Origin of the sequence: Enterococcus wangshanyuanii (assembly GCF_002197645.1) — a bacterium.
In the GTDB taxonomy this organism is placed as follows: Bacteria; Bacillota; Bacilli; order Lactobacillales; family Enterococcaceae; genus Enterococcus_L; species Enterococcus_L wangshanyuanii.
On record NZ_CP021874.1, the window covers coordinates 2,769,885 to 2,785,960 of the forward strand.

A 16,076-nucleotide genomic window follows, 5' to 3' on the forward strand; every position below is an offset into this window, starting at 1 on the left:
AAACGTATGAATAATAAATAATTTCTCTATTTGCTAGTTGTAGAAAAAAGGTGAAGCTTGTGTTGCTAAAAAATGTAATTGATTCAATAACACTAACAACATTTAGATAGTATCAGAATAATAATATGTAAGGAGAGATTATATTGAGCAAATTTAGTGAAACTACATTAAGTAGTTGGACAAAACCAGCAAGTACCACTGAAGAAGATAAGATTAACAATGCGATTAGTATGATAAAGTCTGCCATCAAGAATGACACGAATTTTGATAATTTAAGCTACGAAGTTTTTGTACAAGGTTCTTATGGAAACAATACTAATGTTAGAGTTAACAGTGATATTGATGTGAATATCATGCTTACCAGTACCTTTTTTCCTGAATATCCTGAAGGTAAGGATGGCTCCAACTATGGTTTTACCAACGGAAGTATATCTTATGATGAGTACAAGCAATTAGTACTTACTGCACTTATTAATAAGTTTGGATCAGACAAATTATCGGTTGGCAATAAATCAATCAAGATTGACTCAAATTCTTATAGAGTTGAAGCTGACTGTATACCAAGTTTTCAATATAGAAATTATAAATATAATAGTAGTTCCTCAGAACGTAATTTTGTTGAAGGTATAAAGTATTTCGCATCAGACCATACTTCTGTGGTTAATTACCCTAAAGTTCATATTAAAAATGGAATTGCAAAAAATACACAAACAGGTAGAAACTATAAGAGATTAGTTAGGGTAATTAAACGCTTGAGAAATAAAATGGCTTTAGACAATTATTTTAATAATGAAAATATTACATCGTTCTTAATTGAATGTCTTATTTGGAATGTTCCTAATAAGTATATTAACAATTACGATACATGGGACGAAACAATTAAACAAACGCTAATATTCTTAAATGAATCAATTAAAGATAGCTCATACGAAAAATGGGGCGAAGTTAGCGAAATGCTATATATGTTTCACAGTGGCAGAAAGTGGACCATTAATGATGTTCAAAGCTTTATAAATTCTTTATGGATGTTCATGGAGTATTAAAATGAAAACAATAAAAAGTTCAGTAGCATTCAATATTTTGGTCGGATTGGTGATTCTTACATGTATATTCAAATTTTTAATGACAAATCCTAATGAAAGAAATTTTACTTTTTTGTTAGACTGTTTTTCTGCATCTGTTACTATCTGTAGCTTAGTTTCCGTTTTATTTTGTTCATATTTATGGAAATTAAAAATTTTCAAAAGCTGGTTTGTACAAATTCCAAATCTGAACGGAACATGGGAAGGAACTTTAATTCCTACTTGGGAAGATTCTAAACCTATTGGTATAACCTTAAAAATTAAACAGTCTTTATTTAAAATTAGCTGTGTTATGACTACTGATGAAAGCAAAAGTGAAAGTATTTCCTGTAATTATATTATTGATGAAGATAATCAACAAAATAAATTAACTTATACTTATATAAATATCCCAAAGTCTGTTCATCGTAATAGAAGCGCTATCCATTATGGAAGTGTAATATTGGAAATCGAAAAAAATACTCTAAGGGGGAGCTATTGGACTGATAGAAAAACTATTGGTGATATAGAGTTAACTCGGTTATAAACTTGTATCCAGATAAAGAAAAAAGTTTGAAGTATATTATAAAATTTTTATATTTACACCATACCCTGTATTATTTAGCTTACTTTTATTGATAGAAGATATTTTTTGGAGTTGATTATTTGAAAAGCCTCCATATATTAGTTTGTGTTACTTATATATGGTAAAGCATGAATCATCAAGAAAAATACTTTAGTTTTTTACATTATGTAGCTTTTTTTGATATACTAATTTTATAATAAATCAGACGAAACTTTAGAATAAATGACGAGAGGAGGCTTTTTTTATGAGCAATATTGCTTCTAGTACTATCCTAGCAACCGCTGCTGTTTCAGGTGTTAAATCAGTTGCTCTCAATAAAGGACAACAAGTCTCTTTGGGGCAAAGTACAATAGCCAGTATGAAAACTGGAATGGAAGTCAATAACCAATTGTTGTCAGATTTAGCTCAACTAGTTGAATGTGTAACAACTCAAAGTGAAAAATTCCCCAAAATTGCAGAACTTATTGCGCTTCGAGACAGTCAGATTAAATTTTAAGAGGTGAAATAGTTGGAAAATACAAAGAACGAGCATGAGCGAACTAAATACAATCAATTGATTGTACAAAAAGAAGAACAACTAGATGAACTTACAAACAACAAAAGAAAAATAACTGAAGCAATTCAAAACCTAGAAGAAGACCTTCATAGAGGGTTTCAGACAGTCGCTATGTTAAATGATGAAGCAGCTCGATTTGGCAATACTGAAAATCATCAGCTACAACGCTATAATGAAGAACAAGAGCGAGCATTCCATCAATTACTACGCGAATCCAATGAACAAATTGTATTAGCTTATAAGAAAGAAACAAAAAAGATGGATGAAGAACGAGAAATGCTTTATAAGAAACGGAGTGATATTCCTTGGGATTAGTTTATTCAAGTGGTGAGTCTGCAGAATTGATTCGAGCCTTGACCAGTAATTTGGCGAGTGGAAAAGAAGCAGTCAATCAATTAAAAACTGGCAGTCAAAAAATAGTTTCAGCCGTGGATGGACGCACTCTAGCAGGCGCTGCTTATACTGCTGGAAAAGGATTATTTAGCGATCTGATTATCCCAACGATTACACGAGCAACGACCGCTTGTGAAGCAATCGAACAGGAATTACAAAAATATCAATCAGCTGATCAAGCTATTTCAAGTGAGGGCTATTTAAATGAAGATAATTTAAATCAACAAATTGCGACAAAGAAAGCAATGAAAGCGTCTGTAGACTTTGCCTCATCTGTCGCAAGAACAGCTTCAAGAAATAATCCAGTTGCAGCAGTACTAGATGCTTTACTTGATTTTCAGAGGAATTTAAAGCGGATGTCAGATAGTATTCAAGATGATATTGATCAACTTCAAAAAAAATTAGAAAAGTTACACACCTTTTCTTCTCAAACAAATGGGCTATTCAATAACAGTCTTAATGATTTAAAGATCGCCATGCAAGGCGTTCTAGTCTTGAATGGTACGATTGTAAATCCTGATGGCTCATATACTTTACCTGCTGGGGTAGATAAAAGTTGGTTTAATTCTCTTAAAAACACTGCTAAGCTAAAAGAGATGGAAGAAAAAGAAAAGAATTTAGCAATTAAAGAGCTGAACGATTTGTTTTCTAAAAATCCATTGGCTGCAATCGAAAAAATTAAAAATAATGACCGTTTATTTGGTTACGTCATTGCGGCACTAGATAAGTTTCCAGAAGGAATTCAAGATGCTGCGTTGAATCTATTTATTATGCAAGAAAGTTGGAATCAACTTCCTAAAAATATTGCGAAGAATGTATTAAATAATCCGAAATTTGGATTGTACGTTAGTAAATTATCTTTAGATAATCAAGCTAAAGTTTATGGTAATTTATTGCATTTAAGTGACAAAGGCTGGGACGTATTAGCTCCCCTAGGATACGTAACAAGTGTTTTATCTAAATCAAAAGCTGGTGCAAAAGTGATTGCAGGCTCTAAAGTTGGATTAACATTGTTTAAAAAACTAGAACCGGTTTCTAAGTTTATAAAAGCACATCCAGCTGCAAGAGAGGGACTCTCATATGGTGGGGATGCATTAACAATCACTGGATATGCTTATGAAGAATATAGCAATCCTAAAAGTCCTGCTTATGGAAATGAAAGTAAAGCACTATATGGTGGTATTAATTTATTTATGTGGAATGCTGGACCGTTAGAAGGAGCACAATATGGTGGACCAGTTGGAGCTTTGGCGGGTACAGCAAATACTGCGATTAAAGGCGGTGTTACTGTTTGGCCTGATAAAGTATTTGGATTTGATTTACCAGGTAAAGAGATTAAGACCCCTGGTATCGGGTCAGAAGAAGCAAAACGGAAGTGGTTAGATGAACAATACAAGAACTATGGGAAACATGAAGCTAGTCCTACGGATAAAAATTATCGTCCAGGAGTTCAGCCTGAAAGTGGGAGCCCCAATTTTAATCCAGGTACACAGTATACTCCTAACCAAGGTAATAATGGAGTGAGTCCTAATAATTCTCCATATAATAATTGGGGGAATAAATAGATGAAAGACATTTCTAAATTAATAAACACCATACCTTTTTCAAATGCCTTAGAAAAAAATACGCTTCATAAAGTATATGAAACTATAAATGATCCAAAAAAAGAGTTATTTCCTAAAACTCTTAAAGTTCTAATACTGGCAGGTATTTCTTGGAGCATCAGCTTATTCTCAGGTATAAATTGGTTTATATTTCCTATTTTATCATTGTTAATTATTATTTATGGGATAGTGCTCTATTTTAAGAGCCCTTTATACTTTAAAAAAGCAGCTTACAACAGTGTAGTCTACCTTTTCACACAAAATATGTTTATTTTTTATATATGTTCTTTAGAAATATCGAATAGTGTTCTTCTGAACAGGTCTCTGTCTATAATTTACATTATACTGAGCTACTCACTGTCACTTTATATAGTAAAAATAAAACTAATTGATAGTATACAAGACAAATATTTATCTAAAAATGAGAAGTTATCTAAAAAAAGAATTATAAAAATTGTAAGAGTATTTTCAGCAACATTAGTTTCGTCTATCGCTATATTAATTATTGTAATGCAGTTTTACAGATTTAATAAATGGTGGATAAATAACAATGATTTTGATTTCCTTTCTGGATTAAATGGTTCCGTAATTGGAAATATATTATCTGTTGTTTCAGTGTTTATAGGTCTAGTTATATTAAGTACGATTACATTGCTACCAACACTTCTTTTAAACTCAGAATTCCTTGCTGATGGATTAATATTACAGAGATACTCAGAAGACTTTCGAAAAAAATATGAATTTGAAAAAAAAGAATGGTATAACGAGTGATTTGAAAAGCAAAACCACAACTTGCATAAATTATTGCAAATTGTGGTTTTTGTTAGATAGAAAAATTTTATATTTATATAGAATTGTTTTATAATTTTTTTCTTAATTTGTTTGTAAAGTCTGAAAAAAATCCATGTTCTGGATTGTAATCATCTAACCTATATTCGACACTATCTAATGTAATTAGTCGTGCTTGATTTGGCTCAATCTGGCAATGAATGATTTGTGCTACTCCTGAAAGATTTCGACTAATTCGAGTGATATTCGTGACAATGATTTTATCAATTTTTCCAGCTTCTAAATCTTGCATGACCTCTTTAAAAGCAGGACGATTCAAATTAGCGCCACTTTCGTTATTGTCTATATAATGCTTAAAATTTTGAATATTATTTTCTTCGCAGTAATTGTTTAATTCAGTCATTTGTTTGTCTATAGCTTGTTTGTCGTCAGTCGCTGAACGACTGTAAAGTGCGGTTAGTTTGTACATACATACCATCCTTTCATTTAACTTTCTTATATCAGGCTTTGTTTGATATTTAAATTTGTAAAAGCTCATCTACTACTGAGTTTAATTTTTATTATTTGTTTAAATTATTGAAAGTTGTTTTATGGAAGCTGCTTATTTAAAAGAATTATTTAAAAGTTTGAATCTTTTGGTTGACTACTATAATAATAGGTGATATGCTCTTTATGAGTAAAAAAGGTTTCGCCCTTTGCACTCTATTAGCCTTGAGCTTTTAGGTGTTACAAAAAAAATTAGGTTAGTGTACACAAGTGATTGTTTCCGCAATACTTGTTTATTGGCACTAACGGAAAAGAGTCTTGTAGATACAAGACTTTTTTCTTTACTCAAAATTAGTATTATAAAGATTCAAGGTAACTAATAGAAAAAGCCTTATGCAATACTATTCATTGGTTTAACAACAAACTCTTTAATAAAACTATCGGCGTTTCTTATGAAGAATTTTTCGATGACTAATTGGTTTCTACTATTATAATAACCATGAACAGAAGCCTCGTATTTTCCTTCGTCTAAGAATAAAATCAAATTCGCAAGTTTCTTATTCCTAACTATACAATTTATATCTTCAGTAGCATGCAGCGTGAAACGAATCTTAGTATCAGGAAACATGTTTATTACTCGTATTTTATCAATTACTCCTACATAGCTATTTTTCTTCATAGAATTCGCCCTCCCTAGCGTTAAGATAAAAAATGAATTTGTCGATTCCAACCTCATTGATCAATCTTTGACCGCAGCCCCATATATATTTTTCAAAATCTTCGAAATTGATTAGTCCAGCTTCGTATTCTTCAATTAGATTCATACTTTGCTCCATTTATGAAAATCAAAAAGCTCTACGTTTCTAATTTCGTCATAATGAACTTTTGTATTTCCAATCATAAATCCTAATTCGTCATAACCTTGTATAAAGCCAACTGTATCATCAAAATATTGACCTTCGGCATCCTTGATTTCTAACTGAACGACAACTTGTCGGTTATTATTAAAGGCAAATTCAAATATTTGACCAATTTCGCCCATAGTCATTTTTCGCTTTTGAGGAATAACTTTGTTTGCACGCTGGTTTTCTTTATGTATGTTTGCAGTATGCTCTGACAGGAAGAAACCTTGCCACTTTTTCATCCCTCTATCCTCATATTTATGGAAATAAGGATCAGAGAAATCTATGTGATCCGACATGATAAACACCATCCTTTTAATGTACTATTATTATACGAACGTGCGTTTGCTTTGTCCAGTGTAAGATACTATACTTAGAGACCATATTACTTTTTCTTTGAATGTATAAAAACTGTAACTTTTTTGTTCTGGTTTGATTTGGTCTGAGGTTTGTAAGTAAAAAAGGAGGAAATCTACTAGTAATTGGAAGGATATTGTTCTGGTTTGAGGTGGTTTGAGGATTGGATATAGAAGAACGTAAAAAACCAGGTCTTAAAAAAGCCCGTAAAGCTTCACAATTCTCAAAACGTTAATTGTTGGAGTCGTTGCGAATTTATTCGCTTACGAATACAATATGGGACGGAGATTTCTACAGAAATCGAGTACCATTCAACTGTACCATTTCAAGACACTTTCCAAATTTTGGAAAGTGTCTTTTTTTATACCTTTGGGTACGAAAATGGGTACGACTTTTTCAAATCAATTATTCTCGTAAGTGAAAGGTGTAAAGTGTGCTATCTTAGATCTGCTATTTAATTTGTACTTTTGCTTGTTGCAATGGTTGTTCAAATTTTTCATAAGTAGATAAATCAACAATATTTGGTGTATTCACATAAACCTCTGTTGTTTTGATGTCTGAATGTGTTAATGCTCTTGAAATTTGTTCCATTGAAGCTCCCCCTTCATATGCTAAGGTACTAAAAGTATGTCGTAACTTGTGAGGTGTCGCATGAGTTAAATGTTGATGTCTGCGCTTAACGGAATTGATACGATAATTGAGATAATCAATGTGAACAGGGACATTAATATTGTCTTTTCTATCTGTTTTTGGTACTATGATGGTGCGAAACGATACTATTTTTATCAATGAAGCACAAAAACCACTCTACGGCGAATAGAGTGGTTTTCTTTTGCATTCGTTGTGCCTACGAATGAGTGGGCTAGAAGTAACTTGCTTTTAGTCATTGTCTTTCTTATATAACCAGTGAGAAAAAAGTTTGATAACGATACCTACAAAAATAGGCGCAATGACCAACGATACAATTTTTTCCAATGAAGCACACCCCCTTTGGGGGCAAGTTGCCGAGGTTAGTGTAGCATAGAGAAAGATGAAAGAAAATGATATCATTACCACCCCCAGCGTCTTTTGACATCTTTTTCAAGTTTTTCTTTGGGAATCAATTCTGAATTTAATGGTTTGATAAATTTTTTTGTATAATGATCAGAATATATATTTCCCTCTGAAAACATGGAAATACGTTTTTGTTCTTTTTCAAAAAAGGTTAAATGGTTTAAGCAATCTACGTAATTGTTTATCCTCTCTTTTTCAGATTTTATTTTTTGATAGGAATCATTATCGCTATGTTCTATGTAACCTCGTTTCTTAATGATTGATGTTTTAATTAACTCATTTTCTCTATTAGAATATTTGTAATTACTTGTCAGAAAGTTTAAATCTTTTGAATTTACTTTTCTAGGCTCTAATCGTGTATCTAAATCTTTATCAGTATAAGAGTTAACGTTTATAACTATTTGGGTGAATCCTAAGGTTAAAGCATAATGTTCTAATTGAATAATGAATTTTTTATAAAAATTATAGAAATCATCAAAATGAAAATTTTCACTTTTCTTGTATAGATCAAAATCTGTTATTTCAAATGTTAGTCCATATAAACTAGTGTTTATTCTCATATTTCCTGAAAAGGAAAATTTTTTAAAGTAACCTTTTGACCAGATATTTAAGCACTGTTCTGATGAATAAGGATTATATTTACATGAAATACGTAGATTTTCGGAGAGTAATGATTCTAATAAATCTAAATTTTTATGATTAAAACCCTTATCTGGTAGTAATGTCCGTAAACATTCTTCACGAGTATATATTGTTCCAAATTCATCAAAAGATAAATCAAAATATTCTAACAGTTCAGTTAATACATTAACTGAAATATCATGAAATTCATTGTTTTTAATCTTACTAATAGCTTGCCGAGATATTGTAGTTTCTTTTGCTAGTTTGTGGTTACTAATATTTCTTTCTAGCATTAAATCTTTAAGTCTATTTTTATACATATTTATCACCTCAAAATAAGTTTAACAGAAGAAAAAAATTTTGAAATGGTAACTTGAATAGGCAAACTGTAAAATGAATCGCTTTTTTAGTTGATGCTACGAGGTTTCTGTTCAATGAAAGTGTGATAGACTATATTTATAGGGAATATACACGATAAGAAATATAAGAACAAAGAAAGTTGTTCCAAATGAAGTCTTACTATTTTTTTCAATGGAAATTTTGATATAAGAGTATTTTTTTGTATAAAAAATATTGTTATTGTGAAAGTTATATGGTCATATTGTATTTTTCTAGATAAGATAGGAGGGGGAAAATGTCAAGATTAAATAGAATTCAAAATGAAATCAAACAATTAGAAGGGGGACGATTTCAAAAATTATGTGATATTTATCTTTACCGTAAAAGAAGTTGGGAAAATATCGTATCTCTAGGTTCTATGGAGGGGACAGATAAGACTACAAAAGGGATACCTGATACATACTTCTTTGATAATCAATCTAATAGATACATTTTAGTTATGTACGGTACGAGAGCAGACTCTACAGCTAAGTTAGAAGTAGATATTAAAGAAGCAATTGAAAAAACCAAAATTGATAAAAAAGACATTCAAGAAATAATCTGCTGCCATACATCTTCTAATTTAACTGTAGCAAAAGATAAGGGACTTAGAGACTTGGCCGGTTCAATAGAGCTAACTCTTATTGGTATAGATACATTATCCCATGACCTTCTTCAGTTTAAATATCAAGATATTGCAAAGGATTTCCTTGGAATAACAGAATCAACAGAGCAAGTTTGGAATATAGAACAATTTATCTCTATTCATGATAAAAGTAAAACCAATGCACCTCTAAATACAACCTATATTGAAGAAACAGATATAATTGAAGAAATGATAGGAGACGTAAATGGTCATCAGATTCTTTTACTCTCTGGGGTATCGGGAACCGGGAAAACGAAGCTAGCTATTGAGATATGCAAAAAAATGCCTTCAGACAGCAATGTGATTTGTGTTAAAAGTAATAGTATGCCTGTTTACCAAGATATTAAGGATGCCTTAGATAACAATAGAGTAAATTACTTATTCTTAGATGATGCCAATACAGTTACTAATTTCAATGCTATTGTTAACCTATTGAGATTGGAAGAATATGAACAAAAACTAAAAATAATTATTACTGTCAGAGATTATGCACTTTCAGGAATCATCAACCAATTAAAGCACTTTAAAACAAAGATACAAAAGGTTTCTTTAATGAGTGATAATCAGATTGAAATACTCATTAATAGTATAAATGAATTTTCTTCTAGAACTGTTAGGAAAATAATGAAATTATCTCATAATAATCCTAGAATAGCAGTTATTGCAGCGAAGATGGTGAAAGAGAAAAACTACGGATTTATTGATAATGGGAAAGAGATATTAGATAGTTATTATGAGCAAATTATTGAAGAAAATAATCTCTCTTCGAATGAGAAAGTTAGTCTTTTTATTTTGAGCTTTAAACATAAATTGAATTTAGCCGATCAAGAAATTTTGGAAGAATTACTAAAATTTTTTAAACTAGATTTTGATAATTTTTTAGTCTCATTAAATCAACTACATGATAAAGAGTTATGTGATATATTTCAAAATAAAGCTGCTAAGATCAGCGATCAAAGTTTATCCGATTTTGTGATTATAGATTTTATTGCAAATAATAAAGATTTCAAAATAAGAGATTTTTTCATTAATTTGTTCCCTAAATATGAAAAAGAAATTGTGAAGATGCTTGTACTTGTTAACAATTTTAAGTCATCAAATGACTGGATAGACTACTTAACAAATGAAATAAAATTTGTTTACAATGAAGTTGTTGCAGATATTGATAAAGAACGTTTTTTAACACAATACGGGGTACTAATACCTATTGAAGCACTTGCCTACACAAATGAAAAGATACAATCTGCTAATCATAGTGAGTATCAAGTATCTCAAAAAGAATTTGAAGAGAAAAAAAGAAGTAATCCAATTGATGATCCGATTATTGAGATTCTTTGTTCATTGTCAAATAGCGAAAGATTTAATGATGCTGGCATACTTCTTATGGAATACTTAAAAAAAAGACAGGATAAAGTTTATGAAGTTTTTTCAGCGATTGAATCGAACTTCGATATTGAAGAGGATCGGAATTCATATCTAGAAAAAAGATTTTGTATTCTTGAAATTTTTTCAAAACAAGAAAATATTAATGAATTGACAGCTTTGTTAATTGTTAATATTACTGAAAAATTCTTAAAGTTCTCTGGGGAAAAGTTCATTTCTAGTGGTCAAGAAGGAGTCCTTAGTCGCTACACATTAGTTGATGGAGATTACTTAATTGAACTTCATACAAAAATATTTGATATGCTCTTTGAAGTTTACAATTTAGAATATGTAGAAGTGAATAGCCATATAGATAAACTACTATTTAATTACCCAGTCTATGAAGTGAAGAACGGTTTTTTAGAAACGGTTAGTTCAGATTTGAAATGTATAGAAAATCTATTTTTTAAAGATTTGAGTAAGCTAGATGTTAGACAAGAAGCGATAGTATTCAAGTTGAGTTCAGAAGTAAGAAAGCTAAAATTAAAATCTCAGCCATTTTTTGAATATGAACCATCAAGTAAGCAAAGAATATATATAGTTTTTTCATCTAGCAGGTTTGACTATAAGAAACAAGGCTTAGGTTATGAAAAGTTTCAAGAATTAAGAGTGAAAAACCTTAGTGAGGTTTTTGATGAATATTCTAATAACTTATTTTGGTTGTTTAATGTACTTGCTGAATATCAGTCGGATGAATTGCTGAATAAATATGAGTTGGAAGAATCACTACTTTTATTGTATTTAGAATTGAGTATGGAAGATAAAGTAAAATTGTTAACAACTTTATTGAATAGTGAATTCAGTCTCTCCAATTACCATTTTGACTATTATATGGAGAAATTATCGTTTGCAGAGGGTAAAAATATTTTAGACTGTATTAAAAAGGAAATTGACGAAAGATGGTATCTTTCGAATCTTTTAACATGTAAAGAGATTGATAATGATATGGTAGAAGAACTTATCTTGTTTTTAAAGAATCTCAAAAATTATGAAAAAGTCAATTCTTTTAATATTTTATCTTTTGAGAGCTATATCAAACAATATACTGTCATCTTAGATATTTTAATGAGTAAGTACAGGGAAGGTGAAGTCTCAAAAAGTTTCTTCATACCTAATTATGTGTCTGAAGAAAAAGCTGACAAAATTGTTGATATAGTAAGTTACAAGGAATTAAAAAAAATCTATTTAGCTAGTTTTGATGCTGGGAACGTTGATGACTCGGGAGCGGTTTTTAAGAGCTTATTGAAAGAAAACGATGCTAATTTTATTTACTTATTTCTTAATAAGCTGAGTACCGAAAGGTTAAAATTAAATTTTATAGAATGTGATATTCAACTAGAGTATATCTGGAAATCCGAAGTTGCGGAGGAAGGGATTAGAAAATATATAGATTTTTTAATCCGAGAAAATCGTGTGATTTATGTTGGAGTAGATCCGTATTTGGAAGAAATATTCAAAGCAAATATAGAACGTGCTTCGGAGTTTATAAAAGCAGAAGTGCTTGATACTGAGGATGAGAATAGATTGGTTAACTTGTACAATCTGTCTCTTGAAATATTCGATGATGAGATACTACTATATTTATTCGAATTGCTCAAAGATAAAGATATTGATGCTCCTTTTATTGAAAAATTATATTTAACCATGCGTACTCATAGTTGGTCAGGAAGTTTAGCTCCATTATTAGATAAAGAAATCATTTTTTTGAATAAGTTACTGGATATATTTGATGGTATAAAATATATTTCTCATACTTTAGTCATTTCAAAACGGATAGATTCACTTAAGAAGCAAAAAGAGAAGGAATTGCTGGCGGATTATTTAGAGCAGGTGTGAAAGTAACCATGCTTCTTTTTAAATCTCTGTTTTGGAGGCTAAAAATTAACGATAAAGATAAGTTTTTAATCTATTTAGCAGTCTTTATTATTTACTGTAGTCTTGTTCTGATTCACGTGTATTTTTAGGTATGTATTGAGGTACGAAGGGATTAAATATGCTGAAATCCATTAAAACCATATCTATTGGAATATTGTTGATCCATTGATACTAAAGGATTTTACAGCCCTTTCAAATTTTCTGACACACAACCAGGTCTTAAGAAAGCCCGTAAAGCTTCACAATTCTCTAAACGTTAATTATTGGAGTCGTTGCGAATTTATTCGCTTACGAATACAATATGGGACGGAGATTTCTACAGAAAGCGAGTACCATTCAATTGCAACATTTCGAGACACTTTCCAAATTTTGGAAAGTGTCTTTTTTTGTCATAATTTTCTTCGAGTACGCAACCGAGTATTTAGAAGTTTCATAAATAAAACCGAAAGAGATCATAATAAAAAATGAAAGTGTAATAAAAATCTTTATAGCCCTAAGTAAGTTCAGTCGCTACTTCGTTAGTCTTATATATTTTTTTATTTGTTTGATTTACTAACTATTTAAAAATGTTATAATTACTTTGAGTAAATAAAAGTCAAAATTGAAGATAGTAGGAGCGTGAAGAAAATGGGGGAAACAATTAGTACTGACGGAGATGCAGTGACTAAATTTACAACGGACGTTTTAATGGCAAGTAGCAATCTAGATTTTAAACCGACAAATAGCATCAATACCTCAACAAGTCCAGCGACAGATGAGTTGAAAACACTAATGTTAACTTTTCAACAAACAATTAGTACTTATAAAACTTGTTTGTCTACAGAAGTAGTAAATGTTCGAGCTGTACATAATGCAATTGAAAAAGCGGATACAAAAATAAAGGACCGCATTTCAACAACGATGCAAGCGTGAGGTGGATGAATGGATAATGACTTAATTCACTTAAGAATGAATGTAGAAGAAGCAGAAGAAAATTTAAATGTTTTGAAAAGAAAAATAGCAGATATTCCGTTTGTCTATGAAGATTGTCAAAAAGCAATCGATCGACAAAAAGAAATTTGGGAACGGATTTTACATTATTCTAAAGGGACAGATTCAGAAAAACAGGTCTACAAAAAATTAGATGAGCTGGAAGAAAAGCAAAGAGAATTTGCAAAAGTGTTTTCAATTGCGGATGAAGAAATAGAATCAGTTTTACTAAACAGAAAAGTGGTTTATGAAAACGCTGAACAATTATATGAAAAAAATAGAAAGGAGGATCTCAATGAAAATAATGTACGAGGAGTTAAATGATGTAAAAGGTAGTATTAGTTCTGAACGATTAAATGCAGTAAGCAGCTTTTCTTCTATTACGAGTTCAATTGATGGATTAGCTGGAAATAGAAATTTATTAGGAAGCGGTTGGATTTCAACTGTAACTCATCTCAAGGCCTATCAAGAGATAGACAAAGCGCTGTTCAACGTTTATTATGAAATGGATAACAGCTTAAATAGCTATTTGACAGACTTTGTTGGTGAGGTTGGTAAAACTGATGAACTACTAGATACAGAAGATTTAGCTGATTTGTATAGAGAATTACAAACGGCTCAAAATGAATATACTAATCTGATGAGTGATTTAGCCAAGTCAATGGAGAACGTTCCAGTATTGGGTGAATTTTTTAAACAACAGAGTATTGAACCGCTCAAAGAGGAAATAGAAATTTTACAGAAATATCAAACGTTTGAATCTAGCCATGCATCCCACTATTCAGAATTATCTAGTTTGATTAGTGACGTAAATACAGGGCTAGCGCAATTAGGTAATCCAGCGAATTTTCTTAATCCAAGAGACGGATATAGAATTGTTGATTATAGTAATCAACAGTGGTTTAAAAATATAAAAGGTTATAATGATAAACAACCAAAACGTCGAGTTGAAACGGTAACAGAGTTAGATGATGCTGGAAATGTCGTCTATGTTGTCTACACAGATGGAGTGAGAGATGAGAAGCTCACGGCTCAGCTAACAGAAGCGATGAAAGAAAGTTGGCTTGATCGAAGTATAGATGCGGTTGCTCAATTTTTAGATATTGTAGGTAATGTTGTGAAAACAACATTAGGTGTAGTAACAACGATCACTGGTATTATCGGCACAATAGGTGGCTGCGCTGTTGTAACATTGGCAACAGGTGGAATAGGGATTTTGGTTGACGGTGTGATAGTAACAGAAGGTGTCGTAGTGACAGCAGCTGGTGTTGCATTAACTGTTGATGGGATCAATGGATTAACAACGAGTAATTTTGCTTCTAAAGGAGGGGCAGGAGAGCAACGTAGTTTAAAAACTATAAAAGGGAATAAATCAGCTAATGAGCAAGCTAAGAAAAATGGATATGATGATGCACATGATTTTAAAAGGACTTTTGTTGGAAAAGATGATATTTCAAAATTTGATATGTTATATGATACTATCACAGGACAAATTTTATTGAAATCTAAGCGTGGAAATATACTTATTGAAACCGGTCATTACTTTATAAAATAGATGGAGGAACTTATGGAATTACCAAAAATAGAAATCAGCTTTGTTGCTGTGGGCAAAAATTTTGATTTAACAAATATGACAAGGATATTAGAAGTACAACCAACAGAAGTTAGAACTAAAGATGATTGGCCAGATGCAATAAAAAATAATACTAATCTACCTGAAGAATATCAGCCAAGACATAGTTGGAGTTATAGTAAAACATTCCATGAAATGTATGATTTTACTTTAGCATATCAGGAGATATTAAGTAAATTTAAACCTAAAACAAGTATTCTGAAAAAAATGGCGGATGCTGAACCAATTAAATATGCTGTAGTGTTATCAATAGATTGTTATGATGGCGATTTTCCAGCAATGGTAGTAGACATACCAATGATTCATTTTCTAAATGATATTAATGCTGAAATAAGTTTTGATATAATTACTTATGAAGAAGATTCTGGAAGTTAGTATTATTGCATAGTTAAGAAATATTTTGATAGTAAAATGAAAATAAAAGTTCATTTAGTTTATAAAATATGATGTAAATAGAGTTTATTAATAACTTAAGAATAAATAGGCATTAGATAAAAGAGAAATTTATCTGTGTCTATTTTTATAGTTTAAAGTACGACATTAATATTATATGATTTAAAAATTTTTTTGGTCAATGATAAAAAGCACCAAAAGGGGTAAAAAGAGCGGATAAGGGATTTAGTGATGTAGAGGATGCACAAGATCATATTCATTTTGATGATTCTAGATGGACTTTAAATAGAGATGGAACTTGGGGACATAACTCTAGTGGTCAACCACCCAAACTGACTAAGAAGATATTAAA

At 30.8% G+C, this 16,076-nt stretch carries 18 protein-coding genes and 1 pseudogene; 12 read left to right on the plus strand and 7 right to left on the minus strand.

What is annotated here, in order from left to right; all coding sequences use genetic code 11:
* Positions 1–143 precede the first annotated feature (143 nt).
* The 6 genes from CC204_RS13840 to CC204_RS13865 all read left to right on the plus strand — a co-directional run bounded on the left by CC204_RS13840 (position 144) and on the right by CC204_RS13865 (position 4,971).
* On the plus strand, positions 144–1,043 hold the full coding sequence (locus CC204_RS13840) for a nucleotidyltransferase domain-containing protein (RefSeq protein WP_088270699.1): 900 nt from the start codon (positions 144–146) through the stop codon (positions 1,041–1,043).
* A 1-nt stretch (position 1,044) separates the two neighbouring features.
* Complete coding sequence (locus tag CC204_RS13845) at positions 1,045–1,608, plus strand: Cap15 family cyclic dinucleotide receptor domain-containing protein (protein ID WP_088270700.1); 564 nt, start codon at positions 1,045–1,047, stop codon at positions 1,606–1,608.
* Positions 1,609–1,891: 283 nt separating this feature from the next.
* Positions 1,892–2,143, plus strand: coding sequence for a hypothetical protein (locus CC204_RS13850; RefSeq protein ID WP_088270701.1), 252 nt, complete (start codon positions 1,892–1,894; stop codon positions 2,141–2,143).
* A 12-nt stretch (positions 2,144–2,155) separates the two neighbouring features.
* Entirely contained in the window at positions 2,156–2,518 is a 363-nt protein-coding gene (locus CC204_RS13855; protein ID WP_088270702.1) for a hypothetical protein, read from the plus strand.
* Positions 2,509–4,161, plus strand: coding sequence for a T7SS effector LXG polymorphic toxin (locus CC204_RS13860; RefSeq protein WP_227011158.1), 1,653 nt, complete (start codon positions 2,509–2,511; stop codon positions 4,159–4,161). The genes CC204_RS13855 and CC204_RS13860 overlap by 10 nt, the downstream gene beginning before the upstream one ends.
* Complete coding sequence (locus CC204_RS13865) at positions 4,162–4,971, plus strand: hypothetical protein (RefSeq protein WP_088270703.1); 810 nt, start codon at positions 4,162–4,164, stop codon at positions 4,969–4,971. It abuts the gene before it with no gap.
* An 88-nt stretch (positions 4,972–5,059) separates the two neighbouring features.
* On the opposite strand, the gene CC204_RS13870 is transcribed toward CC204_RS13865, so the two are convergent.
* The 4 genes from CC204_RS13870 to CC204_RS13880 all read right to left on the minus strand — a co-directional run bounded on the left by CC204_RS13870 (position 5,060) and on the right by CC204_RS13880 (position 6,619).
* Complete coding sequence (locus CC204_RS13870) at positions 5,060–5,458, minus strand: recombinase family protein (protein WP_157894294.1); 399 nt, start codon at positions 5,456–5,458, stop codon at positions 5,060–5,062.
* A 408-nt stretch (positions 5,459–5,866) separates the two neighbouring features.
* Positions 5,867–6,154, minus strand: coding sequence for a hypothetical protein (locus CC204_RS13875; protein ID WP_088270705.1), 288 nt, complete (start codon positions 6,152–6,154; stop codon positions 5,867–5,869).
* Entirely contained in the window at positions 6,141–6,299 is a 159-nt protein-coding gene (locus CC204_RS21405; RefSeq protein WP_188634512.1) for a hypothetical protein, read from the minus strand. Before CC204_RS21405 ends, CC204_RS13875 begins: the two co-directional genes overlap by 14 nt.
* Positions 6,296–6,619, minus strand: coding sequence for a hypothetical protein (locus CC204_RS13880; protein WP_227011159.1), 324 nt, complete (start codon positions 6,617–6,619; stop codon positions 6,296–6,298). Before CC204_RS13880 ends, CC204_RS21405 begins: the two co-directional genes overlap by 4 nt.
* A 278-nt stretch (positions 6,620–6,897) precedes the next feature.
* On the opposite strand from CC204_RS13880, the gene rpsI reads away from it, so the two are divergent.
* A complete protein-coding gene (rpsI, locus tag CC204_RS21820; protein ID WP_088271728.1) occupies positions 6,898–6,969 on the plus strand; it encodes a 30S ribosomal protein S9 in 72 nt (23 codons plus the stop codon).
* 215 nt (positions 6,970–7,184) lie between these two features.
* Here rpsI and CC204_RS13890 read toward each other — a convergent pair.
* The 3 genes and pseudogenes from CC204_RS13890 to CC204_RS13895 form a co-directional block, all read right to left on the minus strand.
* A pseudogene (locus CC204_RS13890) lies at positions 7,185–7,463 on the minus strand (tyrosine-type recombinase/integrase); the annotation flags it as partial.
* A gap of 150 nt (positions 7,464–7,613) precedes the next feature.
* Complete coding sequence (locus CC204_RS21525) at positions 7,614–7,709, minus strand: type I toxin-antitoxin system Fst family toxin (protein WP_227011160.1); 96 nt, start codon at positions 7,707–7,709, stop codon at positions 7,614–7,616.
* A 74-nt stretch (positions 7,710–7,783) separates the two neighbouring features.
* Complete coding sequence (locus tag CC204_RS13895) at positions 7,784–8,728, minus strand: helix-turn-helix domain-containing protein (RefSeq protein WP_088270707.1); 945 nt, start codon at positions 8,726–8,728, stop codon at positions 7,784–7,786.
* 314 nt (positions 8,729–9,042) lie between these two features.
* Between CC204_RS13895 and CC204_RS13900 the strand changes: the two genes are divergently transcribed.
* The 5 genes from CC204_RS13900 (at position 9,043) to CC204_RS13920 (ending at position 15,706) form a co-directional block, all read left to right on the plus strand.
* Positions 9,043–12,690: an nSTAND3 domain-containing NTPase gene (locus CC204_RS13900; protein WP_088270708.1), complete on the plus strand. Its 3,648-nt coding sequence runs from the start codon at positions 9,043–9,045 to the stop codon at positions 12,688–12,690.
* A 666-nt stretch (positions 12,691–13,356) separates the two neighbouring features.
* Positions 13,357–13,641 carry a hypothetical protein gene (locus CC204_RS13905; RefSeq protein ID WP_088270709.1) on the plus strand — a complete coding sequence of 95 codons (285 nt, stop codon included), beginning with the start codon at positions 13,357–13,359 and terminating at the stop codon, positions 13,639–13,641.
* 9 nt (positions 13,642–13,650) lie between these two features.
* Positions 13,651–14,022, plus strand: coding sequence for a hypothetical protein (locus CC204_RS13910; RefSeq protein WP_088270710.1), 372 nt, complete (start codon positions 13,651–13,653; stop codon positions 14,020–14,022).
* On the plus strand, positions 13,994–15,253 hold the full coding sequence (locus tag CC204_RS13915; protein WP_157894295.1) for a T7SS effector LXG polymorphic toxin: 1,260 nt from the start codon (positions 13,994–13,996) through the stop codon (positions 15,251–15,253). The genes CC204_RS13910 and CC204_RS13915 overlap by 29 nt, the downstream gene beginning before the upstream one ends.
* Before the next feature lie 12 nt (positions 15,254–15,265).
* Complete coding sequence (locus tag CC204_RS13920) at positions 15,266–15,706, plus strand: DUF4279 domain-containing protein (RefSeq protein ID WP_157894296.1); 441 nt, start codon at positions 15,266–15,268, stop codon at positions 15,704–15,706.
* Positions 15,707–16,076: the final 370 nt, after the last annotated feature.